Source organism: Aeromonas sp. QDB62, from assembly GCF_027705695.1.
Classification (GTDB): Bacteria; Pseudomonadota; Gammaproteobacteria; order Enterobacterales; family Aeromonadaceae; genus Aeromonas; species Aeromonas allosaccharophila.
The window spans coordinates 54,826-79,374 of sequence record NZ_JAPDCD010000007.1 but is presented as its reverse complement, the minus strand read 5'-3'; the positions used below and the strand labels follow the sequence as shown (position 1 = coordinate 79,374).

Sequence of the window (24,549 nt, the reverse complement as noted above, 5' to 3'; positions counted from 1 at the left end):
TCTCCCTTCTTGCTGGGGACTTGATACGGGACGGTCGGTCAGACCGGGTCCTCTTCCTGAAAACGCACCCCGATCTTGCTCGGCACGCTCTCGTCCATTTCGGCCACGGTCCAGATCAGGCCCTGCCATTCGATGTTGTCACCGACCACCAGATTATCGCCCAACTGGCTGGCAATAAAATCGCCCAGTGTCTGATCCACCACCTCGCTCACATCCAGCCCGTAGAGAGGGGCGAGATCCACCAGCCGTGCGTCCGCTTCCAGCAGGAAGTCGCCGAAGAAGCGGGGGCCGAGATCTTGCTCCGGCGCCTGACTGAACAGTTGGCCGAGGGCAGGGAGGTCGCGTTCGTGACCGATCACGCAGAGGATGTCATCGGCCTGCAGACAGGTACTGCCCGAGGGGTGGAGCAGCTCGCGGCCGCGAAACAGGGCGCAGATCCGGGTGCCGGCGGGCATCTGCAGATCCCGCAGTGGTGAGCCGATGCACCACTTCTCCTCCCCCAGTTGGTAGACGAAGGTCTCCCACTGGCTGTCGAGATCGATCTCGAGCCCGGAGCGGTTGATGGGCGACGGCGGCGCTGGGACTTCCACCCGCGCCAGTTTTGAGGCCAGCGGCAGCGAGCTGCCTTGCAAAATCAGCGAGACCAGCACCACGAAGAAGGCGACGTTGAAGTAGAGCTGGGCGTTGGGCAGCCCCGCCATCATGGGGAACACCGCCAGAATGATCGGCACCGCGCCGCGCAGGCCAACCCAGGAGATAAACCAGCGTTCGCGCGGGGCGAAGTTCTTGAACGGCAGCAGCCCGATCCAGACCGACACCGGGCGAGCAAACAGGATCATCCAGGCTGCCAGCGCCAGTGCGGGCAGGGCGATGGGCAGCAGCTTGTGGGGCGAGGCGAGCAGCCCCAGCACCAGAAACATGCCGATCTGGCTGAGCCAGGTCAGACCGTCCAGCACCGACAGGGTGGTGCTGCGGCTGCGCAGGGAGAGGTTGCCGAGCAACAGACCGGTGAGATAGATGGCGAGAATGCCGCTGCCACCGACCGCCGTGGTGAGGGCGAAGATCAGCAGGCCGCCGCTGACGGTGAGCAGCGGATAGAGCCCCGGCGCCAGACGGGCGCTATTGATGAGGCGCCACAGCAGCCAGCCGCCGCCAAGACCGATCCCGGCGCCAAGGCCAAACTGCTTGACCAGTTGCAGCAGCAGGAAGCCCGCATCCAGCCCCTGCTGGGCGGTTGCAAGTACCTCAATCAGGGTGACGGTGAGAAACACCGCCATCGGATCGTTGCTGCCTGACTCTATCTCCAGGGTGGCGCTCACCCGCTCGTTGAGGCTGCGCCCGCCGAGCAGGGAGAAGACCGCCGCTGCATCGGTGGAGCCGACGATGGCGCCGATCAGCATTCCCTGCATCAAACTGAGGTCAAACAGCCAGGCGGCGGCCAGACCCGTAAGGCCGGTGGTGATGGCGACCCCGACCGTGGCGAGCGACAGCGCAGGCCAGAGCGCGACCCGAAACGAGGAGACCCGGGTGCGCATGCCGCCGTCGAGCAGGATGATGGCAAGTGCCAGGTTGCCCACCAGATAGGCGATGGAGTAGTCGGCGAAGTGGATGCCACCGGGGCCATCCTCACCGGCCAGCATGCCGACGGCGAGGAAGATAACCAGAATGGGAATACCGAGGCGGGAAGAGAGGGCGCTCAACAGTACGCTGGCTCCCACCAACAGGGCAGCGACAAAAAAGAAACTGTTGATGGTAGCGGCATCCAAGGGCGAACTCCTTCCTGGTAATGTGCAAAGTAGGCACATTATATGCAGTTAGGCCCCCCTTGTGTGGCTTGATTGTGCATTAATTTGCATTTTTTTACATTTTTCACCTCATGCCTGCGCCATATGATGACCGCGACAAGGTGAACGAAAGCGGAGCCAAAGGAGCGTTGATTTCAGGGTGAGAAGACGGGGTGTAATGGGGGGCCAGTGAGGTCGGGCAGGAGTGGGGCAGGGGAGCACAAGGGCGCTCCCCACGGGATGAGGCGGGATTCAGTCGTCCTCGTCATCCTTCACTTCGCGGATCTTGTCCTTGTAGTTGGGCAACTGCTTCTCCAGCCGTTTCATGTCTTTGATGGCATTGAGAAACAGCCCGAGCAGGAACAGCAGCGGCAACCCTATCCACAGCCAGAGAGTCATGGGATTTTCCTTTCATCAGGACAGGTGATGACATAACGGGCCAAAATGTCATCAAGGTTGGCCAGTATGGTCGACTTGCCTTCAATATCCGCCTGTTGCAGGCAAAGCGCCAGTGCCGTGGGATCGAGCCGTTGCTCGTCGGACTCCAGCGAGAAGCTGATATGCCAGGGCTCGTAGGCGACCCCGCTTCCCGCCCCGACCGGTTTGGCATAAGGGAGGAAGAAGCCGAAGTCGCTCATATGGTCGCTGAGCCACTCGCTGAGATCTGCAAACCAGCCCCCGGCTTCATACTCCCAGGGCTCCAGCGCCAGTTTGGTGTCGGCGGGCAGGCAGTCCGGGTCGTAGATATCGAGATCGGTACCCCAGTGGTGACGGCTGGTGCCGGGCAGGGCGCTCCAGCGCAAGATGGCGTGCAGCCGCTCTGTCTCGCAGAGTTGCAGGGCATCGATGGGCTCGCTGTTGGCATCGAGCAGTGGCCGTTCGCCGCGCCACTTGCCATTCCAGATGGCGAGCTGGCGCTCGAAGCTGCGCCAGCTGGAGGCCGCCTGCAGGTTGAACCCCTCATAGGCGGCCGCCACCTGCATGTCGTTGAAGGCCGCCGCGGTGGCGGCGGTCAGACGATGGGGGCCGCGCCCCACCACAATAAGATGGCTCTCTTCGAGCCCCATTAGTTGTTCCTGCGTCATGCCAGCAATCTCTCGAGCACCCCTTGGTACATGTCGGCCAGCAGATCCAGATCGTCCGCCTTCACGCACTCGTTCACCTTGTGAATGGTGGCGTTGACGGGGCCAAGCTCAATCACCTCGGCGCCAGTGGGGGCGATAAAGCGCCCGTCGGAGGTGCCGCCGGTGGTGAGCAGGGCTGGCTGCTGGCCATTGACCGCCTCGATGGCCGCCACAGCCGCATCGAGCAGCGCGCCGGTGTCGGTGAGGAAGGGCTGGCCGGAGAGGGTCCAGCTCAGCTGATAATCGAGGCCATGTTTATCCAGCAGCGCTTCGACCCGCTCGCGGATATCCATGTCGGTCAGTTCGGTGCTAAAGCGGAAGTTGAACTGCACCTGCAGCTCGCCCGGAATGACGTTGGAGGCGCCGGTGCCGGCCGAGATGTTGGCGATCTGGAAGCTGGTGGGGGGGAAGTAGGCGTTGCCCTCATCCCACACGGTGGCGGCGAGCTCTGCCAGCGCCGGCGCGGCCTTGTGAATGGGGTTGTCCGCCAGATGGGGATAGGCAACGTGGCCCTGCACCCCGCGTACCAGCAGATCACCGGTGATGGAGCCGCGGCGGCCGTTCTTCACCACATCGCCGACCACGGCGGTGGAGGAGGGCTCACCGACGATGCACCAGCGGATCTTCTCGTTACGGGCCTCCAGGGTGTCGATCACCCGGGTGGTGCCATTGATAAAGGGCCCCTCTTCATCGGAGGTGATGAGAAAGGCGATGGACCCTGCGTGATCCGGATGCTCGGCCACGAAGCGCTCGACTGCCACCACCATGGAAGCCAGCGAGCCCTTCATGTCGGCGGCGCCGCGCCCGTAGAGCACGCCATCCTTGATGGTCGGCTCGAACGGCGGGGTGTGCCATTTGTCCAGCGGCCCGGCGGGCACCACGTCGGTGTGCCCGGCGAAGCAGAACAGCGGTCCTTCGCTGCCACGGCGGGCCCAGAGGTTGGTGGTGTCTTCAAACACCATGGGCTCGATAACGAACCCTAGCTTGGCGAGGCGCTCCGCCATCAGGGTCTGGCACCCTTCATCAAGGGGGGTAACGGAGGGGCGGCGGATCAGATCCTTGGCCAGTGCGATGACATCCGACATCAGTTGTCCTTAACGGGAGAAGAGGGATTGGTAGTGATCAGCCTTGAAGCCCAGGGTCAGTTCGCCGTCAAGGTCCAGCAGCGGGCGCTTGATCATGGCCGGGTGCTCCAGCAGTAGGGCGCGCGCCTTGGCGGTGTCGAGCCCCTGTTTGGCCTCATCCGGCAGGGCGCGGAAGGTGGTGCCGCGGCTGTTGAGCAGGGCTTCCCAGCCGAGTTGTGCCAGCCAGCAGTCCAGATCGTCCGGGTTCAGACCATCGGCGCGGTGGTCGTGAAAGCGGTAGTCGATACCGGCCTCATCCAGCCACTTGCGGGCTTTCTTGATGGTGTCGCAGTTCTTGATGCCATAGAGGGTGGTGGCCATGGGGAGTCCTTCTCTTGTGGGCGCATGCCGTGGGCAAGGGCCCGAAAATCCGAATGAAAACAGTGCAAGGGCCTGATTCTGGCATTGTGGCGATCTCATGGCAACGCTGATGGTCTGGAGTGAGGGGATTCTCGTGACTGGTCGCACCTGAACGGTGCTTTCGAGCTCAGGTCAGGATCACTGTGGCGGGAGTGCCCGATGGGGGCGGTTATTCTGGGAGAAAAGCGGTTATTGCGAGAGAAAAAGAGAAGGGGGCAAACGCCAGATAGCCAAAACGCGCCAGCGGGCGCGTTTTGGTCGGCATCTTCAAGCACGTCAATCAGTGCAGGGTGGTCCATTCATGATCAAAGACCCGGGCCCGTTCCCAGGGGGCATCAGGCAGGCTGGAAGAGAGGCCAGTGTATTTGCCCACGTCGTCCACCACGATGGCGGAGAGGATCGGCAGGTTGTTTTCGGTGCAGTACATGCGGATGCGTTGCAGCAGGGTGCGCAGTTCATCCTGGCACTGCTCCAGCCCGGCCTGCTTGGCCAGTTTGGAGTAACGAATGGTAGTGCGTTCCTTTGCAGACTCGACGAGGATGTCCCACAGCTTGTAGTCGCAGGTCGAGGCACCTGCGGTGGCTTGGCTTGTCATAACTCTCTCCGGCGCGAAATGGTCGCTATATGTCGAAGCGCATCTTCGCCAGTTCGGCGCCGTCATATGTTGATCCAACGCAAAAAAGAGGGGAGTCGCGTCACACAATTCCCCGATAAGGGCGGACAAAGGTTTTCCAGTAGTTGAAATAACGAAAATTTGTTACATGACCGACATATTATGCTGATGAATCCCGATGACGGCACCTTTCTTGATAGGGATCAAAGGCAAACTGTGGTCAGAACACTAGATTTCGCTCTTCGATAAATTTATCAGGAGTGAATATTGGAACTGCTATTCGTCTTGCTCGTACTGGTTGCCGTGGTCTACGGCATTATCAAGGATTACAACCCGCAGGCGGTGCTGGCGCTGGCGGGCATGGCCATTTTTGCGGTGGCCTACTGGCTGGGGCTGCACCCCATTCTCCCCGCTGACAAGAGCACCGGCTTCGCCCTGTTCGACCTGTTCGAAGTGTTCAAGGGGATCTTCTCCTACCGCGCGGCGGGGCTGGGCCTCACCATCATGGCAGTCGCGGGCTTTGCCACCTACATGTCCCATATCGGGGCCTCTCAGGCGCTGGTGCGGGTGGCGGTCAAACCGGTGGCGGGCATCCAGTCCAGCTACCTGATGCTCTCCATCTGTTATCTGGTGGCGGTATTCGTCTCCCTGTTCGTCACCTCCGCCACCGGCCTTGGCCTGCTGTTGATGGTCACCATGTATCCGGTGATGCGCAACCTCGGCATCAGTCCGGCCTCCGCCTGTGGTGTCATCGCCACCTCCCAGGCGTTCGAGATTGGCCCGACCCAGACCAACGCCATCTTCTCCGCCGGCCAGTCCGGCATGGATCCGACCAGCTATTTCGTTGACTACCAGATCTGGCTGGTAGCCCCCATGCTGCTGGTGACCATGGTGTTGCACTTCTTCTGGCAGCGGCACTGTGACCGCAAGGATGGCTGGGATCCGGCCCAGCATCGCGGCGATCACGCCGAGCTGGACGAGCAGGGCGCCGAGAGCGTGCAGGCGCCCACCTGGTATGCCCTGCTGCCGATCATCCCCTTCGTGCTGATGATGACCTTCTCCAAGTTGCTGGTGAGCGACATCAAGATGAGCGTGGAGGTGGCCATGCTGCTGTCGGTCTTTATCGGCATGCTGTGCGAGCTGCTGCGTAGCCGCTCGGTGCGCACAGCCATGGCGGGGCTCTCCAGCTTCCTCGACGGGATGGGCAAGGTGTTTGGCCCTGTAGTGGCACTGATCGTCTGTGCCGAGCTGTTTGCCGAATCCCTCAAGGCCATCGGTGCCATCGATACCCTGCTGCACTCAGCCAGCAATGCCGGGATCGGCAGCGGTCTGATGACGCTGGTGATGGTGGCGCTGATCATGGTGGCAGCGGTCATCATGGGCTCCGGCAACGCGGCGTTCCTCAGCTTCTCGACCTTGGCACCGGCGGTAGCGGCCAAGTTTGGCGTGCCTGCGGTGACCATGCTGCTGCCGATGCAGCTGGCCTCCAGCATTGGCCGCACCATCTCCCCCATCGCGGCGGTGCTGATCGCCTGTGCGGGGATTGCCAAGGTATCGCCCTTTACCGTGGTCAAGCGCACCAGCGTGCCGATGGCGGGGGCACTGGTGACGGCGTTGACCCTCAACTATCTGCTGTTCATGTAGTGATATGAGTTATGTAGTGGTGTTTGGAATTTAGCGGTCGGGCGGGTGGCATGGCTGCCCGCCTTTTTCTCACTGTGTCGCATAGTTGCAATTGACGATCGGCCATCAACGCTGATTGTTGCATGGAGAAGATAATGACAGTTGTAAAGAGCCCGTTTTCCCTCGATAGCTATCTGGCCGATCTGGCCCCGCTGATCAATCTCGATTGCGGCACCCGCACCCCGGCCGGGGTGGCTCGGGTGGCCGACATCATGACCGAGAAATATGAGGCTATCGGCTGGCAGGTGACTCGCCATCAGTTTGCCGCCGAGTGCGGCCCCTGCCTCGAGATCACCAATGCGCCGGGCGCCGATCACTACGACGTGATGCTGTGCGGGCACATGGATACCGTCTTCCCCGAGGGGACGGCGGCCAAACGCCCGCTGAAAATCGAAGGCAATCAAGCCTTTGGCCCCGGCGTGTCGGACATGAAGAGCGGCCTGCTTTCCATCTGGTATGCCCTTAAAGAGATGGATCCGGCCCAGCTGGCCAGGCTCAAGGTGCTGGTCTGCTACAACTGCGACGAAGAGATTGGCTCCCCCTGGTCGAAGAATTGGCTGGTCGAGCGAGCCAAACAGAGCGGCTGCGTGCTGGTGGCTGAAGCGGCGCGCCCCAACGGGGATCTCATCAGCGCTCGCAAGGGTAATGCCAAGTACCGCATCACCTTCCACGGCAAGGCGTCCCACGCCGGTTCGGCGCTGACCGAAGGGGTCTCTGCCATTACCGAGCTGGCGCACTGGGTGCTGGCCATCAACGAGCAGGTCAATATGACCACGGGCACCACCATGAACGTCGGCGTGGTACAGGGTGGCACCGGCGTCAACGTGGTGCCGGACTTTGCCGAGGCGATCGTTGATCTGCGCTTCTGGAGCAACGAAGAGGCCGCTGCGGTGCACGACCGGCTCACCTTTATGGCCAACAACCCCTTCCTTGCGGGCTGTCGGGTCGAGGTGGATCGCCAGACCTTCAAGCCAGCGATGCGCCCGAGTGGCGATACCGAGGCGCTGATGACGCTGGTGGCGGCGGCGGCCAAGGAGGAGGGGATCCCTTTCAACTGGCTGGAGGCCGGTGGCGGCTCGGATGCCAACTTCACCGCCGCCGCGGGCGTACCGTCGCTGGATGGCTTCGGCCCCATGGGCGGCGGCTTCCACTCGGAGGCAGAGTTCCTGCTGCTCGACAGCATCGAACCGCGCATCCGTCTGTTGCAGCGGGTGCTGGGCAAGCTGGCGAAATAAGCCGGTTTATCCCTTGTTCGGGTCATCAAAGGCCCTGAAGGATCAAAACGGGAGGCTGTTGCCTCCCGTTTTTTTATCTCGATTTTGCGCGCGCTGAGCGAGCGGGCCAGATGGGCTTGGCGCCGTTACCCCTGTGGCTCGGCCAGATAGGCCAGATGATCCTGCCGCGCCACCTGCCAGCCATCGAGGTGCAGCGGGGCGGCAAAACCCGGGCCGTCAGTCACCATGGTGTGGTACTCCCCCTGCTCGCCGCAGGCATCGAATCCTTCACGCTCGGCCAGTTGCTGCAGATCGCTGAGGGTGGCCGCATCTAGGATTCGCCCGGCCCACTCGGGGGCCAGCACCCGGGTATCGACGCAGGAGAGGTGGGCGACGATGCCGCGGGCCATCATATCCGCCAGCAAGGCTTGGCGAGATTGCTGCCAGAGCGGGGTATGGACGGTGAGCCCGAGCGGGCGGCAGCGTTCACGGATCCAGTTTGGTGCGCCCCCCACGCTGTCGATATCGCCGGTCACCACCCCATCCAGAACCCACTCCTGCTGCAAGCGGCTCAGCGCCGTCTCATAACTCTGCTCGAACGGCGCTTCTATGGTGACCAGCAGATGGGGCAGCCCGAGGGCCGCCGCCTGACGGCGCACCAGCGGCAAGGGGTGAGCGAGAAATCGGGGCTCTGGCGGGGCAAAGGTGGCCAGTGCCACCACCTGATGGCCCGCAGCGCGGGCATGACAGAGGGCCAGCATGGCATCTTTGCCACCGCTCCAGAGCAGGATGACGCGAGACATGGGGGAGATTCCGGTGGTGAACGAGGGGGCATGCTACCCAGCGGCGGGGGCGCAGGTAAAGCGGATGGGTCAATCGGAGCGCAAAAAAGCAACGGGCCCGCGATGGGGCCCGTTGAGCGGTGACGTGATAAACGGCGCTGCGATTACAGCAAAATGGTGGTCAGCAGATAACCCACGGCACTGGCGCTGCTCACCCCGATCAGCCCCGGAATGATGAAGCTGTGGTTGATGATGAACTTGCCGATGCGGGTGGTGCCGGAGCGGTCGAAACCGATACAGGCCAGATCGCTCGGGTAGGTCGGCAGCACGAAGTAGCCGTAGCTCGCTGGCAGGAAGGCGATCAGCAGTTTCGGCTCAACGCCCAGTGCCAGACCCATGGGGGCGATGGCGGTCAGGGCGGCGGCCTGGCTGTTCACCAGCTTGGAGATGAGGAACAGCACCAGGGCGTAGGTCCAGGGCTGGGCCTGTACCACGTGGGCCAGGGTCTCTTTGAGCAGCGGCATGTGGGCCTGGAAGAAGGTCTCACTCATCCATGCAACCCCGAACACGGAGAAGATGGCGACCATGCCGGCCTTGAAGACGGCACCGTTGGAGATATCACCCGGCTTGACCTTGCAGCGCATCAGGATGATGGCACCGGCGATCAGCATCATCATCTGGATCACCAGGTTCATGGAGAGCGGGCCGGTCTTGTCCTTGATGGTGAACACCGGACGCAGACCTTCGTTGGCACCGAGCAATACCACGGCGGCGATGGCGGCGAAGAAGATCCAGGTAGACCAGTAGGCCTCTTTCGGGAACTTGGTGTTGAGCAGGGTTTCACCGCCGCCGTAGATGAAGGCGCGTTGCTCCGGATCCTTGATCTTGGCCTGGAACTCTTCGTCCTTGTCCAGATCCTTGCCGCGACGCAGGCTCCACAGGGCCGCCATGACCACACCGGTCAGGGAGGAGGGGATGGCGACCATCAGGATGTCGAGCAGGCCGTAAGCCTGACCGATGCCGTGACCGGCAGCCAGAATGGAGACCATGGAGACCACGGCAACGGAGACCGGGGAGGCACAGATCGCCATCTGGGAGGCAACGGATGCCACGGCCATCGGACGCTCGGGACGGATGTTCTTCTGCAGCGCGATGTCAGCGATGATGGGGAACATGGTGTAGACCACGTGGCCGGTACCGCACAGGAAGGTGAGGGTCCAGGTCGTCAGCGGCGCCAGGATAGTGATGTATTGCGGGTGACGGCGCAGCAGACGCTCGGCCACTTGCATCATCAGGTTGAGGCCACCGGCAGTCTGCAGGGTGGCGGCACAGCCGATCACCGCCAGAATGGTCAGCATCACCTGCACCGGCGGTTCGCCCGGCACCAGGCCGAAGACGAAGGTCAGCAGGAAGAGACCGATACCACTGATGAGACCGAGTCCCATGCCCCCAAAGCGGGTACCCAGCAGCAAGCAGCCGAGTACCACTAAAAATTCCATCAAGATCATTCCGTTACCTCGTGTGATTCAACCCATATTGCCGCGGGGAGCCTGAACCATGAATTGTCGTTGTCTGTTTTATTTAGCCCAAAAGGGTTAGTTGCTATTCTGCTCCCCTGCAAAAGTGAAAAAATTGAGTTACTTCAATAACTCGATGAATTTTAGATTAAACCACTTAAAAACCACGTGCTGATAAAAGCATCACTTCTTCAAGGGTATGGTATCACTCTGGACTCACCCGACAGGTCGCTACAGAGGGCGTCATGACGGGGAAAAAGGCTGCAAGGGAGGCGTCAGAAAAGGTCTGGATCACCGGAGAATAGGTGCTAAAAGCGCGGGTTCGGATGATAATTCCCGCCAAGTTGGGGGTTCTACGAGTCTGATTGTCAGGGGGCGGGCGGTGACTGCAGATAGCGGCGTTGATAATCCTCGCTCAGCTGCACAATATCGAGTCTTGCAATAGCCTGAGCCACCCGTTGTTGCAGTGCCTGCTGGTCGGGGTGAAACATGATGTGCAGGCTCTTGTGCTCGAGGATCCGCGGGTGAAACTGCAATCCGGCCACTTGCAGCTGGCGGTCGTGATTGATCAGCCAGTGAAAGACATCCCGGTCGATCACTGCCAGATCGAGCCGGTTGCGCTGCAGTTTGCGCAGATTGAGCAGATCTTCATCGACGGCAAACGTATTAAGGCGCTTGTTCACCATCAGGGTATCGAACTCTCGGGTATTGACGTACCCCTCCACCACGCCGATCCGGTAGGGGGCGAGATCCTCGAGCTGCTGCCAGAGGATGGGCGCCCCGGCACGCTGCGCCATGCCCAGCACACTGTCGCCCACGCTGGGGGAGCTGCGCCACAGGGTGGGCAGGGTGTCGGAGAGGTACTCGGGAAAATAGCCGCTATAGGGCTCGGCCGGATCGGCGGCCAGCCGTACCGCCCGTTGCCAGGGGTAGAAGTCGAACTCCACTTCCAGTCCCGCCTCGGCAAAGGCACGCTTGACGATGTGACCGGTGAGGCCGCCATCGGGCAGACTCTGGCTGGTGTAGGGGGGCCACTCCAGAGTGGCCAGACGAACGGGCTTGGCCCACAGTGGAACAGGCATGCAGAACAGCAATAGCGAGAACAGCAGGCGATATCCCATAGGCGACGAGTTCCTTGTGCCGTTTGATCCTGAGTATCACCCATAACGGTGACAATAAAAAAGCCGACCCACAGGTCGGCTTTTGCAATGCAGTGGCAAGATACCGCTGATCAGAACTCGGCAGTACGCGGAGTACGCGGGAACGGGATCACGTCGCGAACGTTGCCCATGCCGGTCACATAGACCACCAGACGCTCGAAGCCCAGACCGAAGCCGGAGTGCGGCACGGTACCGTAGCGACGCAGGTCGCGATACCACCAGTAATCTTCCTTGTTCAGGCCCATCTCGGCCAGACGGGCATCCAGCACGTCCAGACGCTCTTCACGCTGGGAACCACCGATGATCTCGCCGATACCCGGTGCCAGTACATCCATCGCGGCAACGGTCTTGCCGTCGTCGTTGAGGCGCATATAGAAGGCCTTGATATCTTTCGGGTAGTTCTTCACCACCACCGGAGACTTGAAGTGCTCCTCGGCCAGATAGCGCTCGTGCTCGGAGGAGAGGTCGATACCCCAGGAGACCGGGAACTCGAACTTTTTGCCGCAGTTTTGCAGCACTTCGATGGCATCGGTGTAGTCGATCTGGGCGAAGTCGGAAGAGACGAAACGCTCCAGACGGTCGATGGCATCCTTGTCCACGTGCTGGGCGAAGAACTCCAGATCGTCGCGACGCTCGGTCAGCACGGCGTTGAAGACGTACTTCAGCATGGCTTCGGCCAGTGCGGCGTTGGCGGCCAGATCGTTGAAGGCCACTTCCGGCTCAACCATCCAGAACTCGGCCAGGTGACGGCTGGTGTTGGAGTTTTCAGCGCGGAAGGTCGGGCCGAAGGTGTAGACCTTGGAGAGGGCGCAGGCATAGGTTTCGGCGTTCAGCTGGCCGGATACGGTCAGGAAAGCCTCTTTGCCAAAGAAATCTTCGTTGTAGTCCACCTTGCCGGCGTCGGTGCGCGGCAGGTTTTCCATGTCCAGGGTGGAGACGCGGAACATCTCGCCGGCACCTTCGGTGTCAGAGGCGGTGATGAGCGGGGTCGCAACCCAGAGGAAACCCTCTTCGTGGAAGAAACGGTGAATGGCTTGCGCCAGGCAGTGACGAACGCGGGTCACGGCGCCAACGATGTTGGTGCGCGGGCGCAGGTGGGCCTGTTCACGCAGGTATTCGATGCTGTGGCGCTTGGCGGCCATCGGGTAGGTGTCCGGATCTTCGACCCAGCCGATCACCTTCACCTCGGTCGCCTGCAGTTCGAAGGCCTGGCCGCTGCCCTGAGAGGCGGCAACCACGCCGGTCACTTCCACGGAGCAGGCAGTGGTCAGACGCAGCACTTCATTCTCGTAATTGGCCAGGGTATTGGGGACAACCGCCTGTACCGGATGGAAACAGGAGCCATCGGATACGGCCAAAAATGAGATCCCCGCCTTGGAATCACGGCGAGTCCGGATCCACCCTTTTACAGTTTGGGTGGTGCCGACCGGATACTTACCGGCCAGCACATCTACTACGGATGCGTGCGTCATCGAAATATTGTCTCCAGCTTGTTCTTGCAGCGCTATTTGCAACACTAGGGAGTCTGGCCCGGGCACAGATGGCCCACCATGGCAGACTAAGCCGACAATCTTACCCGCGCGGGTTTGATAAACAAGCAAAAATGTCGGACTCTGGTGGGGTTTTCGGCATGGTTCACTCAACAAGAGTGTCACGGGCGCAGGAGAGGTGGGTGAAAGAGCGGCGGCAGGGGCCAGATTGGCTGACACGGGTGTTGCGGGTGCTGGTGCTGCTCTGCTGGGGCGGCTTTATCGTGCTGCTCTCGCTCTATCACTATGCCCGCCCGGAGATTGCCTACGGTTTTCTGGTCTATGGCGGGATCAAGGTGCGCGACTATTGGGATCCGGCGCTGACCCCCTGGCTGGTACACGGACTCTGGGGCTGCTGCGCCCTGACGCTGGCGGTGTTGCTGCTGGAGCGCAACCGCAGCCGCCGTCGGGATGATGCCCTGCATGTCAATCTGGCGATCCTGTTGCTGGTGCTGATCGCCGGATTGCTCTTCTATTACGTCGGTTAATCGCCCGCCTCAACGGGGCTGATCCGGCTCCTGCCTGCTGGCCTTGGGGCGCTTGCCGAGCTGGCGCTCCACGCTGTCGAGCATCTGGTTGTAGGCCACAGCCACCCGGCCAATCTCGTCGCCGTCATCTCCCTCCAGCCGGTGGCCGAAGTCGTGCAAATCGGTCGCCTCTTCCATGGAACGGGTCAACTGGTTGAGAGGGCGCACGATCCAGGTGCGGATGACCCAGAGGGTCAGCAGCAGCCCCAGCCCGAAGATGCCGGTGAGAATGAGCGCCGAGGTGAGGATGTTCTGTTCGACCCGGGTAAACAGCGAGTCGAGGGAGTAGTCAAAGCGCACCGCGCCGAGCACGGTATTCTCCGGCACCAGATGGCAGCTGGTGCAGTCGGTGCCGCGAAAGTCCTTCTTGGCCAACAGCGGTCGGGTCACCACCAGACGGCTGTGCATGCCGTCGTGAACGACTTCCAGACTCCCTTTACCGGCCAGTGCCAGCTGATCATATTCATCCTTGCTCTGTTCGCTCTCCCGGCCCGGCCCGTACAGTTTGCTCACCGCCTCGCCACGGACGATGCGGGCATCCTCAACATGGGCATGATCGAGAAACTTGCCGCGCAGGGTATCGCGGGCATCCATCTTGCCGGTCAGCATCAGCATGTTGAGGCCGTCGAAGTAGGCTTCGGTCTGCTCGCGGCTCTGCTCCTTGATGAGGGTCAGGATGAGATCGCGCTCGCGCACCGCCTGATAGGCGGCGGAGAAGACCAGTACCATGGAGAAGATGAAGAGCAGGAAAAAGTTGATTTTGGCAGCAATGGAGAGGCGCATGGGCAGTCTTTCTTGATGGTAAAACCGCAGCAGTTTACCCCTCTTGGCGCCTCAGGTCTGGTGTTTTGCTCACATTACGGCAAGTGAAACCGCAGTGACGGGGATAAAGTTGCCCTCTTTATATATCAAATGCGGGCAGTCAAACGGGCGGCCCGAGATGGCCGCCCGTCCCGTGCCTTAAAACTCGCCCTCGGCGATGGCCTGACTGATGGCGCCGGTCAATACACGCAGTTCTTCCGGGGTGATGACGAAGGGAGGCATCAGGTAGATCAGCTTGCCAAACGGGCGGATCCAGGCGCCCAGTTCGACAAACTTGCGCTGGATGCGCGCCACATCCACCCGCTCTTTCATCTCCACCACCCCGATGGCGCCGAGTACCCGCACGTCGGCGACCGCCGGGTGCAGGGTCAGCTGCACCAGCTCGGTACGCAGTTGATGTTCGATGGCGCGCACCCGCTCCTGCCACGGCGAGGCCAGCAGCAGATCGATGGAAGCGTTGGCCACCGCGCAGGCAAGCGGATTACCCATAAAAGTAGGGCCGTGCATAAAGACCCCCGCCTTGCCGTCGCAGATGGTGCGGGCGACATGCTCGGTGGTCAGGGTCGCCGAGAGGGTGAGATAGCCGCCGGTAAGCGCCTTGCCCAGACACATGATGTCGGGGCTGATCCCCGCCCAGTCGCAGGCAAACAGCTGGCCGGTGCGGCCAAAGCCGGTGGCAATCTCGTCGGCAATCAGCAGCACACCGAACTCGTCGCACAGGGCGCGCACCCACTGCAGGTAGCGGGGGTGATAGAAGCGCATGCCGCCAGCCCCCTGCACTATGGGCTCGAGCACGATGGCGGCGATCTCTTCGTGATGATCGGCTACCAGCGTTGCCAGCTCCACCACGCACTGCTCGTCCCACTCGGCGTGGAAGCGGCAGCTGGGGGCCGGGGCGAAGTAGTGCTCTGGCAGGAATCCCTGGTAGAGCTCATGCATCCCGCCCTCCGGATCGCAGACGCTCATGGCGCCAAAGGTATCGCCGTGATAGCCGCTGCGCAGGGTGAGGAACTTGGCTCTGGGCGTTCCTTTGCTGTGCCAGTACTGCTGGGCCATCTTGAGCGCCACTTCCACTGCCACCGAGCCGGAATCGGCCAGAAACACCCGATCCAGACCCGCCGGGGTGATCTCCACCAGTTTGCGACAGAGCTCGACCGCCGGAGCGTGGGTCAGGCCGCCGAACATCACGTGAGACATCTTGCCGAGCTGGGCGGTGGCGGCAGCGTCCAGTTCAGGCACCTGATAGCCGTGCACGCAAGCCCACCAGGAGCTCATGCCATCCACCAGTTCGCGGCCATCGCTGAGGGTGAGGGTCACGCCCTTGGCGCTGGCCACTTCATAGCAGGGCAGGGGGTGAGTGAGGGAGGTATAGGGGTGCCAGATGTGGTGCAGGTCGAATTCTTGATTGGTCATTTGTTATTCTGTTGTCAATTGGTTTGATCTGGTCGGTGTTGACAGTCTACGCGTGCTCTCTACACTAGCCAACAATTTCAGCCACTTGGCACTGCGCATCACCCTGAGCGCGCAGGCCCGGCGGCGGGTTTTGTGGCCGTCCATCCCAAGATGGCGGGCGCAGGATCCCACTAATAACAACCGGAAGCCATGTATGAATGCTCTCACCGCGGGCGGTCACGCCCTTCGTCATGACTGGACTCTCGCCGAGGTTCAGGCCCTGTTTGTCCTGCCATTCAACGATCTGCTGTTCCAGGCCCAGACTGTCCACCGCGCCCATTTCGACCCGAATGAAGTACAGGTGAGCACATTGCTCTCCATCAAGACCGGTGCCTGCCCGGAAGATTGCAAATATTGCCCCCAGAGTGCCCGCTACCACACCGGGCTCGAAGCCGAACGGCTGATGGAGGTGGAAAAGGTGCTGGAGCGGGCCCGCGAAGCCAAGGCCAACGGCTCGTCACGCTTTTGCATGGGGGCCGCCTGGCGCAATCCCAAAGAAAAAGACATGCCCTACATCATCCGGATGATTGAAGAGGTGCGTGGGCTGGGGATGGAGACCTGCATGACCCTGGGGATGCTCACCGCCGATCAGGCGGCGCGTCTGGGCGCTGCGGGGCTCGATTACTACAACCACAACCTCGACACCTCGCCGGAGTTTTATGGCGAGATCATCTCCACCCGCACCTATCAGGATCGGCTCGATACGCTGGAGCATGTGCGCGGCGCGGGCATGAAGGTCTGCTCCGGCGGCATCGTCGGTATGGGCGAGCAGGCCAAGGATCGGGCGGGCCTGCTGATAGCGCTGGCCAACCTGCCACGCCACCCAGAGAGCGTGCCCATCAACATGCTGGTCAAGGTGAAGGGGACGCCGCTGGAGAACGAAGAGAACCTCGATCCGTTCGAATTTATCCGCACCATCGCGGTGGCACGGATCATGATGCCCGCCTCCCATGTACGCCTCTCCGCCGGGCGGGAGAAGATGAACGAGCAGATGCAGGCGATGTGCTTTATGGCCGGGGCCAACTCCATTTTCTACGGCTGCAAACTGCTGACCACGCCTAACCCGGACGAGAACAGCGATATGCAGCTGTTCAAGCGGCTCGGCATTCGCCCTGCCCAGCGGGCCCAGAAGCCGGATCAAGTACAGGAAGAGGAGCTGCTGGCCGAGGTGGGCCGCCAGAGCGAGCCTGCCGAGATGTTTTATGACGCCACCCGCCCCCGTGCCGGGGCCGTGCGGTCATGACTGGCCCTGCAGTCACAGGCCCCTTTGCATTGGGCGCCGCGCTGGCCGAGCGCGAGCAGGCCAATCTGCTGCGTCGCCGCATCGCGACGCAAGGCAGCGTGGCAGGGCGGTTACAGGTGGCCGGGCGTGATTATCTCAATTTCTCCGCCAACGACTATCTGGGGCTGGCGGATCATCCCGCCATCAAGGCCGCCTTTAACGCGGGGATTGAGCGTTATGGCACGGGCTCCGGCGCCTCGCCGCTGGTGACCGGTTACAGCTCTGCCCACCAGCAGTTGGAAGAGACGCTGGCCGAGTGGCTCGGGGTGGAGGCGGTGCTGCTGTTTAACTGCGGTTTTTCTGCCAATCAGGCGGTGCTCAAGGCACTGCTCGGCAAGGAGCACCAGCTGTGGCAGGACAAACTCAACCACGCTTCCTTGCAGGAGATGGGCAGCCAGCTGCCCTGCAAGATGAAGCGCTTCGGCCACAACGATATGGCGGCCCTTGAGCGGCAGCTTGAGCCGAATCGCGGGCTGATTGTTTCGGAAGGGGTGTTCAGCATGGACGGGGATCAGGCTCCCTGGCACGAGCTCGCAACCCTCGCTGCCCGGAGCGGCAACTGGCTGATGATCGACGATGCCCACGGCCTCGGCGTGCTGGGGCCCGAGGGGCGTGGCACCCTGGCGGCGCAGGGAGTTAACCCGGCCAGCGTGCACATCCAGATGGGCACCTTTGGCAAGGCGCTCGGTGTCGCCGGGGCCTTTGTCGGCGGCAGCCGCGAGCTGGTGGAGTATCTGGTCAACTTCGCCCGCCACTATGTCTACAGCACCCATATGCCCGCCGCGCAGGCTTGCGCGGTCAGCAAGAGTATCGAACTGGTGCAGGCTGCTGACGATGCCCGCGCCCATCTTGGTCAGCTGATCGCCCGCTTTCGGCAGGGGGCCGATGCGCTCGGCTGGACGCTGGGTGCAAGCGAGACCCCGATCCAGCCGCTGCTGGTGGGGGAGAGCAGTGCCGCCCTGCAACTGGCCGAGCGGTTGCGGGATCGCGGTGTCTGGGTGAGCGCCATTCGCCCGCCCACTGTGCCGGTCGGTACCGCGCGGCTGCGCATTACCTTGAGCGCGGCTCACCGCGAACAGGATGTGGATCGCCTGCTCGATGCCCTCGGCCCCTGCTCAGGCAGTGCCACTTCGGAGGGGGCTCACCATGGATGAGCGCTTCCAGTCGGTGGACAAGGCGCGGCTTGCTCGCCGCTTCGGCGCCGCCGCCCGTCATTACGATGCCCACGCCCGCTTCCAGCAAGAGGTTGGTCAGGCGCTGCTGGAATGGATGCCGGACAGGCCGGTTGGCACTGATCTGACGGTGAGCGGGCTGGATCTGGGCTGCGGCACCGGTTTTTTCTTGCCCCAACTGGCGAACCGCTGTCACCAGCTGGTGGGGCTGGATCTCGCCCCCGGCATGCTGGCGCAGGCTGCCCTGCGTGGCAGCGGTGCCCGCCTGCTCTGCGGCGATGCGGAGCTGCTCCCTTTCGCCGACAATGCGTTCGACTGGGTCTTTTCCAGTCTGGCGCTGCAGTGGTGCGAGCGCCCGGCTCACGCCTTTGGCGAGTTGCTGCGGGTGGTCAAACCGGGTGGCCAGATCTTTTTCTCGACCCTGCTCGATGAGTCGCTCTGGCAGTTGCGAGCCGCCTGGCAGCAGCTTGATGGTCGCGCCCATGTCAATCGCTTCCTCAGCCTGCCACAATTGGAGCAGGCGCTCGCCGCCGCCGGGGTAGCCTCTCCCGAGCTGCGTTGTATCACCTGGGATCTCGCCTATCTTGAATTGCCGCAGCTGCTGCGCGATCTCAAGGGGATCGGGGCCAATCAGGTTAACGATAATCAGGGGGGCGCCGCCCCGGCCGGTCTGAGCGGTCGCGCCAGATTGCAGCAGCTGGCTCAGGCGTATGAGGCGTTTCGCCAGCCCGACGGCAGGCTGGTCGCCAGTTATCGGGTGTGCCTCGGCCGTATCAGCAAGCCTCGCTGAGCGCCGGGAATCGCAGTATGTGCAGGGCAGTGCGCCACTCCCTGCCAAGGAGAGAACCGTATGAAATCATTCTTTATCACCGGCACCGATACCGATGTGGGCAAGACGCTGGTGGCGCGCACTTTGCTGCGTGAATTCAGCGCACAGGGGATCAAGTGCGCAGGCTACAAGCCGGTCTCGGCGGGGTGTGCCCGCACTCCGGACGGGCTGCGCAACCTCGATGCCGTCCTGTTGCAGGAGGCAGCGAGCCTGCCGCTGCCCTACGAGGTGGTCAATCCGTTTGCCTACGAGCCACCGATTGCGCCCCACATCGCCGCCAGCGAGGCGCGTCAGCCCATCACCATGGAGGGGCTGAGCGATGGGCTGCGCAAGATAGAGCAGGCTGGCGCCGAGATCACGGTGGTGGAGGGGGCGGGGGGCTGGTATCTGCCGCTCGATCGCAAGCACCTGCTGTCAGACTGGGTCAAGCAGGAGAACATGGCGGTGATCATGGTGGTGGGGGCCAAGCTGGGTTGCCTCAACCATGCGCTGCTCACCTTTGCCGCCATTCGCAACGATCAGCTGCCGGTGGCGGGCTGGGTAATTAATCGGCTCCATGGTTCCATGAGTCATTATCAGGAAAATCTGGACACCCTGAGGGGCTTGCTGCCAGCCCCCTTCCTCGGTGAAATTCCGTTTATAAACAATCCGCTTGAAGCCAATTTGCAGGGGCGTATCGATATCTCGCCGCTACTGTGACGGCATATTCAGCGAACATTCATCGAATCTCCCTAGAATGTCGACATTAACATGATCAGGTGGGGATCCCGAGTGGTCCCCGGTCATGTCCTTTATCTTCACAAGGAGTCTATATGAAGCGAATTATGCTATTCCTGGTGACCAACCTGGCCGTCATGCTGGTGCTGGGGGTGGTACTCAATATCCTGTTCTCGGTTCTGGGGATCAACAAGTCCAGCATTTCCGGGCTGTTGGTGTTCTGTGCCGTGTTCGGTTTTGGGGGTTCCTTTATCTCCTTGCTGATGTCCAAGTGGATGGCCAAGCGCAGCTATGGCGTCCAGGTCATCGAGCAACCCCGTAACGAGACCGAGCACTGGCTGGTGAGCACTGTGGCTCGTCAGGCCCGCGAAGCGGGTATCAAGATGCCGGAAGTGGGGATCTACGACTCGCCGGAGATGAACGCCTTTGCGACCGGTGCCCGCCGTGATGATTCGCTGGTGGCGGTCTCCTCCGGTCTGCTCTACAGCATGAGCCGTGACGAGGCGGAAGCAGTGCTGGCCCACGAAGTGAGCCACGTGGCCAACGGCGACATGGTGACCCTGACCCTGATCCAGGGGGTGGTGAACACCTTCGTGATGTTCTTCGCCCGTATCGTGGCTGGCGTCATCAGCAACTTCTTCAGCTCCAACAACGAGGAAGAGAGCAGCAGCACCGGCGGTTTTGCCTACATGATCACCGTGTTCGTGCTGGAGATGCTGTTCGGTATTCTGGCCTCCATCATCGTCATGTGGTTCAGCCGTCAGCGCGAGTTCCGTGCCGATGCCGGTGCCGCCAAGCTGGCCGGTCGTGACAAGATGATTGCCGCCCTTGAGCGCCTCTCCCGCGGTGCCGAGCCGCAGCTGGAAGGCTCCATGATGGCCTTTGGCATCAACGGCAAGCGCTCCATGAGCGAGCTGTTCATGAGCCACCCGCCCATCGAGCAGCGCATCGCCGCCCTGCGTGGATGATCGATGCTGGATGACAGGGGATAACCCTGAATAAAAAAACGGCTGCCTTTTGGCAGCCGTTTTGCTTTGCAGCATTTTTAAAGTTTGAAGTGCCCCATCTCCTGGCGCAGCACCCGTGACAGCTGCTTGAGCTTGGCCGCCTCTTGCGACACGTGGCGGGCGGCATCCCCCGATTGCTCGGAGAGAGAGGTGATGTTGCCGACGGTAGAGACCACCTCGTTGGCGGCGGTGGACTGCTCGCGCAGGGTGTGGCTGATCTCCCCCATCAGGCCGGTGAGGTTGGAGGCGTGACTCTGGATACTGGCGATCGCCTCGCCGGTCTGGTTGGCCAGCGTGACCCCGCGGGAGACGTTGTTGACCGTGTTCTCCATGCTGCGGATGGAGGCATCCGCCCCGCTCTGGATCTTGCTGATCATCCCGGTGATCTGCTGGGTTGACGCCGCCGAGCGACTGGCCAGATTGCGCACCTCGTCGGCCACCACCGCAAAGCCGCGCCCTTGTTCACCCGCACGCGCCGCCTCGATGGCGGCGTTGAGCGCCAGCAGGTTGGTCTGATCGGCAATGCCGCGGATCACCCCGATGATCTCCGAAATCTGCTGGGTATGACCATTGAGTTCGGAGATGGTGCTGGCCGCTTCCCCTACCGTGGTGGAGATGTTCTCGATGCTGCCGAGGGTCTCCTTGATAACGCCGGATCCCTCCTCCAGGGTATTGGCGGAGACCTTGCTCAGCTCGTCGGCATGGGTGGCATTGTCGGAGAGATGGCTGATGCTCACCACCAGCTCCTCGATAGCAGCGGCCATGGTCTGGGTACTGGTCTGCTGGGAGGTGGCGAACTGGGCGGTCTGTTCGGCGATCTGGGCGATGCTGTCGGCAGAGTCGGACAACTCTTCGGTGGAGTGGGAGACCTTGGCGATGATCCCTTTGAGGGTGGTCTGCATGCCGCCGAGCAGGCCGATCAGGCTCTCTTTCGAGCCTTGCGGCACCTTGATGGGACGCGAGAAGTCCCCTTCCGCCAGCAGATGAAGATCGGTCTTGAGCTGTTCGACCGAGGTGCCCACCAGATCGAGCAGGGAGCGATAGGTGCGCCAGAGGAAGAACATCAACACCAGACCGAGGGCGATAAAGAGATAGCGCAGCATATCGGTATGGGAGATGGCGCTCTCGACCGCCTCCTGGTTGCGCTGCTCCATCATCACGTAAAAGTCATCGATGGGGGACATGATGCGCCCCTTGTTCTGGTGATAGGCCTTGTCATGCATCATGGCGATGGCTTGTTGCTGATTGGCGGCGAGATCGCCATCGGTCTGCTGCACCAGCTTGAAGGCGGCCACCTCGGTGTTGACCAGCGCATCCGAGTTGTTTTTGGCTTCGTTGAGTTTGGCGAGCTCCCCGTCGGTAAAACCGGCATCCTTCATCAGGTCGATCAGGCCGCGGCGCTGGTTGCTATCGGGTCGGGGATTCTGACCGTTGGCGGCGACAAAGTCCCAGTAGATACGGTTGTAGCCTTCCGGCCTCGGTTGCTCGCCGTTGCGAATGGCCAGGATCCGCATGTACTGCTGCTCGTAGGCGGGATCCTTGGTGATGACGTAGGTGCGCCCGAGTCGGGTCAGATCATCGGAGGATTGGCGCAGCTCATCGGCCAGCAGGTAGGAGACATATTGTTGCCGATAGCTCTCTTCCTGCTGTTTCCCCGCCCAGCTGTAGGCGAAAAATACCAGTGACAGCAGGATCAGGGTAATGACGGATAGCAGCAGGTTGAGCTGAAAGGCGGGCTTGTTCTGTTCCATGGTGGAGCGTCCTTATTCTCATCAGGGAGCGTCTTGTGGCGCATTGCCAAGTCAATGGCTGGCAAGGCTTTTTGCTCTGTGATTATAGGAAGGGAAAGCTTGCTCCGAGGACGATGAACGGAAATAAGCAGAAACGGGGCGGCGCCATCGGCAAAAAAATGACCGGGGTCAATTCCCCGGTCATCTGAGTGAGAGTGAGTTAACGCGGCCCGATCACCAGATCACCAGATCACAAGATCTCCAGATCGGTCAGCGGCACGGCGCAGCAGGTGAGGATCTTGCCCTCGGCCCGTTCGGCGGCGGTAATGGCGGGGGCATCGGGGTGATCCACCTCGCCCGAGACCAGCGTCTGCTTGCAACTGCCGCAGATCCCGGCGCGGCAGCTCCAGGGCAGCTCTACGCCCTGTTTGTTGGCCTGATCCAGCACGGTACCCTGATTGTTGCCGGTGAAGGCCTGGGTGCCGATGCGCAGTTGTACCGCCTGATGGGGGCGGGCTACCGAGAGAATGGCGCCGCCAAAACTCTCCTGGCGGATGCGCTCGGCCGGAACGCCGAGGGCGGCGACTCGGGCGGCGGCATCGGCCATAAAGCCGTGGGGGCCGCAGATAAAGACCTCTTTCCCGGCCAGCCCGTTGACCCGTCGCAGATGCTCATCATTGAGTCGCCCTTGCAGCCCCTGCCAGTGATTGTCTGGCTGGCTCAGGATAATAGTCAGGGTCATCCCCTGCTGCGCCATGGCGTGCAGCTCGCTGGCGGCGGGAATGTCCGCTTCACTGCGGCACTGGTGCATAAAGTGAACGGCTTCCAGCTCCCCGCGCAGCGCCTGGGTGCGGGCTATCGCCAGCATGGGGGTGACGCCGGAGCCTGCGGATAACAACAGCAGATCGCGCTCGCGGCCCAGGTGAAACTCGCCAGCGGGAGTGGCGGCCAACAGCCGATCACCTACCTGCAACTGCTGGTGCAGCCAGTGGGAGATGCGGCCCCCCGCCACCTTCTTGACGCTGATGCTGCAGCGCTCAGGCTGCTCCGGTGTGGAGCTCAGGGTATAGCGCCGCTGAACTCGCTCGTGTTTGATATCGAGACTGATGGGCAGATGCTGGCCCGGCAGGTAGTCGGGTAGCGGTTCGCCATCGGCCGCCTCGAACCAGAAGGTCTCCAGATCCCGCGCCAGCGTTTCGCGGGCCACACAGACCAGCTCCCGCTTCTTCGGTGCGGCGTTGGGGTAGACAGGGGGGCGTGTCGTTTCCAGCACCTCGATCTCGCTGCCCGTCTCGATCCATCCTTCGTTCAGCGCCACCAGATTCTGGCCGAAGTAGACCTCGCCATCCTCGCCACGGCGGTAGCGGGTGAGGGTCGCCAGCGGCTCTTTCAGGGCATTGAACCGATCGGTACCCGCTTCCACCGTGGTCATGATGCAGCGGCTGCAGGGCTTGACCACCTGAAACTCCACCTCGCCGATGCGGATGCGCACCCAGCTGTCCTCCTCGAAGGGGCGGGTGCCGCTTGCCACCAGATTGGTGCGAAATTGACTCATCTGGTGCAGCGCATCGGAGCGCAGGTTGAGATCCTCGATGGAGGCCTGGCTTATCAGCAGCAGCGGATAACCGTCGGCAAAGCTGACCCGGGTGCCGGTTTTTTCACGAAAACGATCAGAGGTTTCACCCAGCCAGAGCAGTTGCACCGGATCCCCTGCCACCCGGCTCAGCCAGCCATCGGCTTTTGGGTCGGTATGCAGGGCGGTGAAGCGGTCGCTCCAGACGCCGGTGGCCTGCGGGGTGCGGCTGAAGTCGGCCTCTTGCAGGATGAGCGGTTCAAAGCCCGGATAGCGCAGTTGCAAACCGCCATCGACAGGGGTAGCGACGACTTGCTGCAGTTGGGGGTGGGTGCGGGCGGTGATAAAGGTACCGTCCGGCTTGACCACCATATAGCGGCGATCCCCGGCGAGCCCCTCTTCGGTCACCCGGGCGCGAGCCAGTGGCATGCCTGCCGTCGATTTGATGGGGTAGAGGTGAATGCTGGCTAGCCTTGGCATGTCCGGATCCTTGTGAAGTGGCTGTTTTCGTTCGGGAAGGGGGCAACATAGCGGTTCCGTGGCGATCC

The 24,549-nt window shown here is 61.9% G+C and carries 22 protein-coding genes; 8 read left to right on the top strand and 14 right to left on the bottom strand.

The window, feature by feature from the left end:
* Nucleotides 1-38 precede the first annotated feature (38 nt).
* The 6 genes from OKC27_RS05325 to OKC27_RS05300 form a co-directional block, all read right to left on the bottom strand.
* Nucleotides 39-1,766 carry a potassium/proton antiporter gene (locus OKC27_RS05325; protein ID WP_270805986.1) on the bottom strand — a complete coding sequence of 576 codons (1,728 nt, stop codon included), beginning with the start codon at nt 1,764-1,766 and terminating at the stop codon, nt 39-41.
* 270 nt (nt 1,767-2,036) lie between these two features.
* Nucleotides 2,037-2,183, bottom strand: a complete 147-nt coding sequence (locus OKC27_RS05320; RefSeq protein ID WP_270796871.1) for a hypothetical protein — start codon at nt 2,181-2,183, stop codon at nt 2,037-2,039.
* Nucleotides 2,180-2,869 (bottom strand): M15 family metallopeptidase, encoded by a 690-nt coding sequence (locus OKC27_RS05315; protein WP_270796870.1) that lies wholly within the window; start codon nt 2,867-2,869, stop codon nt 2,180-2,182. Before OKC27_RS05315 ends, OKC27_RS05320 begins: the two co-directional genes overlap by 4 nt.
* Entirely contained in the window at nt 2,866-3,993 is a 1,128-nt protein-coding gene (gene dapE, locus OKC27_RS05310; protein ID WP_270796869.1) for a succinyl-diaminopimelate desuccinylase, read from the bottom strand. The genes OKC27_RS05315 and dapE overlap by 4 nt, the downstream gene beginning before the upstream one ends.
* 9 nt (nt 3,994-4,002) lie before the next feature.
* A complete protein-coding gene (locus OKC27_RS05305; protein WP_270796868.1) occupies nt 4,003-4,353 on the bottom strand; it encodes an ArsC family reductase in 351 nt (116 codons plus the stop codon).
* A gap of 319 nt (nt 4,354-4,672) precedes the next feature.
* A complete protein-coding gene (locus tag OKC27_RS05300; protein WP_005337929.1) occupies nt 4,673-4,987 on the bottom strand; it encodes a hypothetical protein in 315 nt (104 codons plus the stop codon).
* Nucleotides 4,988-5,272: 285 nt separating this feature from the next.
* Between OKC27_RS05300 and dcuC the strand changes: the two genes are divergently transcribed.
* Nucleotides 5,273-6,649 (top strand): C4-dicarboxylate transporter DcuC, encoded by a 1,377-nt coding sequence (dcuC, locus tag OKC27_RS05295; RefSeq protein ID WP_201981268.1) that lies wholly within the window; start codon nt 5,273-5,275, stop codon nt 6,647-6,649.
* Between the two features lie 134 nt (nt 6,650-6,783).
* Nucleotides 6,784-7,923: a M20 family metallopeptidase gene (locus OKC27_RS05290; protein WP_182939265.1), complete on the top strand. Its 1,140-nt coding sequence runs from the start codon at nt 6,784-6,786 to the stop codon at nt 7,921-7,923.
* 125 nt (nt 7,924-8,048) lie between these two features.
* On the opposite strand, the gene OKC27_RS05285 is transcribed toward OKC27_RS05290, so the two are convergent.
* The 4 genes from OKC27_RS05285 to asnS all read right to left on the bottom strand — a co-directional run bounded on the left by OKC27_RS05285 (nt 8,049) and on the right by asnS (nt 12,833).
* On the bottom strand, nt 8,049-8,705 hold the full coding sequence (locus OKC27_RS05285; protein WP_182970740.1) for an adenine nucleotide alpha hydrolase: 657 nt from the start codon (nt 8,703-8,705) through the stop codon (nt 8,049-8,051).
* A gap of 143 nt (nt 8,706-8,848) precedes the next feature.
* Nucleotides 8,849-10,192 (bottom strand): anaerobic C4-dicarboxylate transporter, encoded by a 1,344-nt coding sequence (locus OKC27_RS05280; RefSeq protein WP_042062536.1) that lies wholly within the window; start codon nt 10,190-10,192, stop codon nt 8,849-8,851.
* Between the two features lie 377 nt (nt 10,193-10,569).
* A complete protein-coding gene (locus tag OKC27_RS05275; RefSeq protein WP_139407501.1) occupies nt 10,570-11,322 on the bottom strand; it encodes a substrate-binding periplasmic protein in 753 nt (250 codons plus the stop codon).
* 110 nt (nt 11,323-11,432) lie between these two features.
* A complete protein-coding gene (gene asnS, locus OKC27_RS05270; RefSeq protein ID WP_182939267.1) occupies nt 11,433-12,833 on the bottom strand; it encodes an asparagine--tRNA ligase in 1,401 nt (466 codons plus the stop codon).
* A 200-nt stretch (nt 12,834-13,033) separates the two neighbouring features.
* Between asnS and OKC27_RS05265 the strand changes: the two genes are divergently transcribed.
* Nucleotides 13,034-13,378, top strand: a complete 345-nt coding sequence (locus tag OKC27_RS05265) for a hypothetical protein (protein ID WP_182939268.1) — start codon at nt 13,034-13,036, stop codon at nt 13,376-13,378.
* Between the two features lie 9 nt (nt 13,379-13,387).
* Here OKC27_RS05265 and OKC27_RS05260 read toward each other — a convergent pair whose 3' ends face one another.
* Both OKC27_RS05260 and bioA read right to left on the bottom strand, forming a co-directional pair.
* Complete coding sequence (locus tag OKC27_RS05260) at nt 13,388-14,200, bottom strand: HAMP domain-containing protein (RefSeq protein ID WP_182939269.1); 813 nt, start codon at nt 14,198-14,200, stop codon at nt 13,388-13,390.
* Nucleotides 14,201-14,377: 177 nt separating this feature from the next.
* The gene (gene bioA, locus OKC27_RS05255; RefSeq protein WP_182939270.1) at nt 14,378-15,652 is read right to left on the bottom strand and encodes an adenosylmethionine--8-amino-7-oxononanoate transaminase; all 1,275 of its coding nucleotides are present in this window, start codon (nt 15,650-15,652) and stop codon (nt 14,378-14,380) included.
* A gap of 193 nt (nt 15,653-15,845) precedes the next feature.
* Between bioA and bioB the strand changes: the two genes are divergently transcribed.
* The 5 genes from bioB to htpX all read left to right on the top strand — a co-directional run bounded on the left by bioB (nt 15,846) and on the right by htpX (nt 20,659).
* A complete protein-coding gene (bioB, locus tag OKC27_RS05250) occupies nt 15,846-16,934 on the top strand; it encodes a biotin synthase BioB (protein ID WP_182970741.1) in 1,089 nt (362 codons plus the stop codon).
* On the top strand, nt 16,931-18,127 hold the full coding sequence (gene bioF, locus OKC27_RS05245) for an 8-amino-7-oxononanoate synthase (protein ID WP_213393646.1): 1,197 nt from the start codon (nt 16,931-16,933) through the stop codon (nt 18,125-18,127). The genes bioB and bioF overlap by 4 nt, the downstream gene beginning before the upstream one ends.
* Nucleotides 18,120-18,935 carry a malonyl-ACP O-methyltransferase BioC gene (gene bioC / locus OKC27_RS05240; RefSeq protein WP_213393645.1) on the top strand — a complete coding sequence of 272 codons (816 nt, stop codon included), beginning with the start codon at nt 18,120-18,122 and terminating at the stop codon, nt 18,933-18,935. Before bioF ends, bioC begins: the two co-directional genes overlap by 8 nt.
* 60 nt (nt 18,936-18,995) lie before the next feature.
* Complete coding sequence (gene bioD, locus OKC27_RS05235; RefSeq protein WP_163128164.1) at nt 18,996-19,673, top strand: dethiobiotin synthase; 678 nt, start codon at nt 18,996-18,998, stop codon at nt 19,671-19,673.
* A 113-nt stretch (nt 19,674-19,786) separates the two neighbouring features.
* Nucleotides 19,787-20,659 (top strand): protease HtpX, encoded by an 873-nt coding sequence (gene htpX, locus OKC27_RS05230; protein ID WP_005337890.1) that lies wholly within the window; start codon nt 19,787-19,789, stop codon nt 20,657-20,659.
* A 77-nt stretch (nt 20,660-20,736) separates the two neighbouring features.
* Here htpX and OKC27_RS05225 read toward each other — a convergent pair whose 3' ends face one another.
* Both OKC27_RS05225 and OKC27_RS05220 read right to left on the bottom strand, forming a co-directional pair.
* Nucleotides 20,737-22,449, bottom strand: a complete 1,713-nt coding sequence (locus OKC27_RS05225; protein ID WP_182939275.1) for a methyl-accepting chemotaxis protein — start codon at nt 22,447-22,449, stop codon at nt 20,737-20,739.
* A gap of 229 nt (nt 22,450-22,678) precedes the next feature.
* Nucleotides 22,679-24,481, bottom strand: a complete 1,803-nt coding sequence (locus OKC27_RS05220) for an MOSC N-terminal beta barrel domain-containing protein (protein WP_270805985.1) — start codon at nt 24,479-24,481, stop codon at nt 22,679-22,681.
* Nucleotides 24,482-24,549: the final 68 nt, after the last annotated feature.

What these genes read in the sequence shown, in the direction of transcription:
- OKC27_RS05320 (WP_270796871.1), bottom strand. Translation starts at nt 2,183, where the DNA reads ATGACTCTCTGGCTGTGGATAGGGTTGCCGCTGCTGTTCCTGCTCGGG.
- OKC27_RS05315 (WP_270796870.1), bottom strand. Translation starts at nt 2,869, where the DNA reads ATGACGCAGGAACAACTAATGGGGCTCGAAGAGAGCCATCTTATTGTG.
- dapE (WP_270796869.1), bottom strand. Translation starts at nt 3,993, where the DNA reads ATGTCGGATGTCATCGCACTGGCCAAGGATCTGATCCGCCGCCCCTCC.
- OKC27_RS05305 (WP_270796868.1), bottom strand. Translation starts at nt 4,353, where the DNA reads ATGGCCACCACCCTCTATGGCATCAAGAACTGCGACACCATCAAGAAA.
- OKC27_RS05300 (WP_005337929.1), bottom strand. Translation starts at nt 4,987, where the DNA reads ATGACAAGCCAAGCCACCGCAGGTGCCTCGACCTGCGACTACAAGCTG.
- OKC27_RS05290 (WP_182939265.1), top strand. Translation starts at nt 6,784, where the DNA reads ATGACAGTTGTAAAGAGCCCGTTTTCCCTCGATAGCTATCTGGCCGAT.
- OKC27_RS05285 (WP_182970740.1), bottom strand. Translation starts at nt 8,705, where the DNA reads ATGTCTCGCGTCATCCTGCTCTGGAGCGGTGGCAAAGATGCCATGCTG.
- OKC27_RS05280 (WP_042062536.1), bottom strand. Translation starts at nt 10,192, where the DNA reads ATGATCTTGATGGAATTTTTAGTGGTACTCGGCTGCTTGCTGCTGGGT.
- OKC27_RS05275 (WP_139407501.1), bottom strand. Translation starts at nt 11,322, where the DNA reads ATGGGATATCGCCTGCTGTTCTCGCTATTGCTGTTCTGCATGCCTGTT.
- asnS (WP_182939267.1), bottom strand. Translation starts at nt 12,833, where the DNA reads ATGACGCACGCATCCGTAGTAGATGTGCTGGCCGGTAAGTATCCGGTC.
- OKC27_RS05260 (WP_182939269.1), bottom strand. Translation starts at nt 14,200, where the DNA reads ATGCGCCTCTCCATTGCTGCCAAAATCAACTTTTTCCTGCTCTTCATC.
- bioA (WP_182939270.1), bottom strand. Translation starts at nt 15,652, where the DNA reads ATGACCAATCAAGAATTCGACCTGCACCACATCTGGCACCCCTATACC.
- bioB (WP_182970741.1), top strand. Translation starts at nt 15,846, where the DNA reads ATGAATGCTCTCACCGCGGGCGGTCACGCCCTTCGTCATGACTGGACT.
- bioF (WP_213393646.1), top strand. Translation starts at nt 16,931, where the DNA reads ATGACTGGCCCTGCAGTCACAGGCCCCTTTGCATTGGGCGCCGCGCTG.
- bioC (WP_213393645.1), top strand. Translation starts at nt 18,120, where the DNA reads ATGGATGAGCGCTTCCAGTCGGTGGACAAGGCGCGGCTTGCTCGCCGC.
- bioD (WP_163128164.1), top strand. Translation starts at nt 18,996, where the DNA reads ATGAAATCATTCTTTATCACCGGCACCGATACCGATGTGGGCAAGACG.
- htpX (WP_005337890.1), top strand. Translation starts at nt 19,787, where the DNA reads ATGAAGCGAATTATGCTATTCCTGGTGACCAACCTGGCCGTCATGCTG.
- OKC27_RS05225 (WP_182939275.1), bottom strand. Translation starts at nt 22,449, where the DNA reads ATGGAACAGAACAAGCCCGCCTTTCAGCTCAACCTGCTGCTATCCGTC.
- OKC27_RS05220 (WP_270805985.1), bottom strand. Translation starts at nt 24,481, where the DNA reads ATGCCAAGGCTAGCCAGCATTCACCTCTACCCCATCAAATCGACGGCA.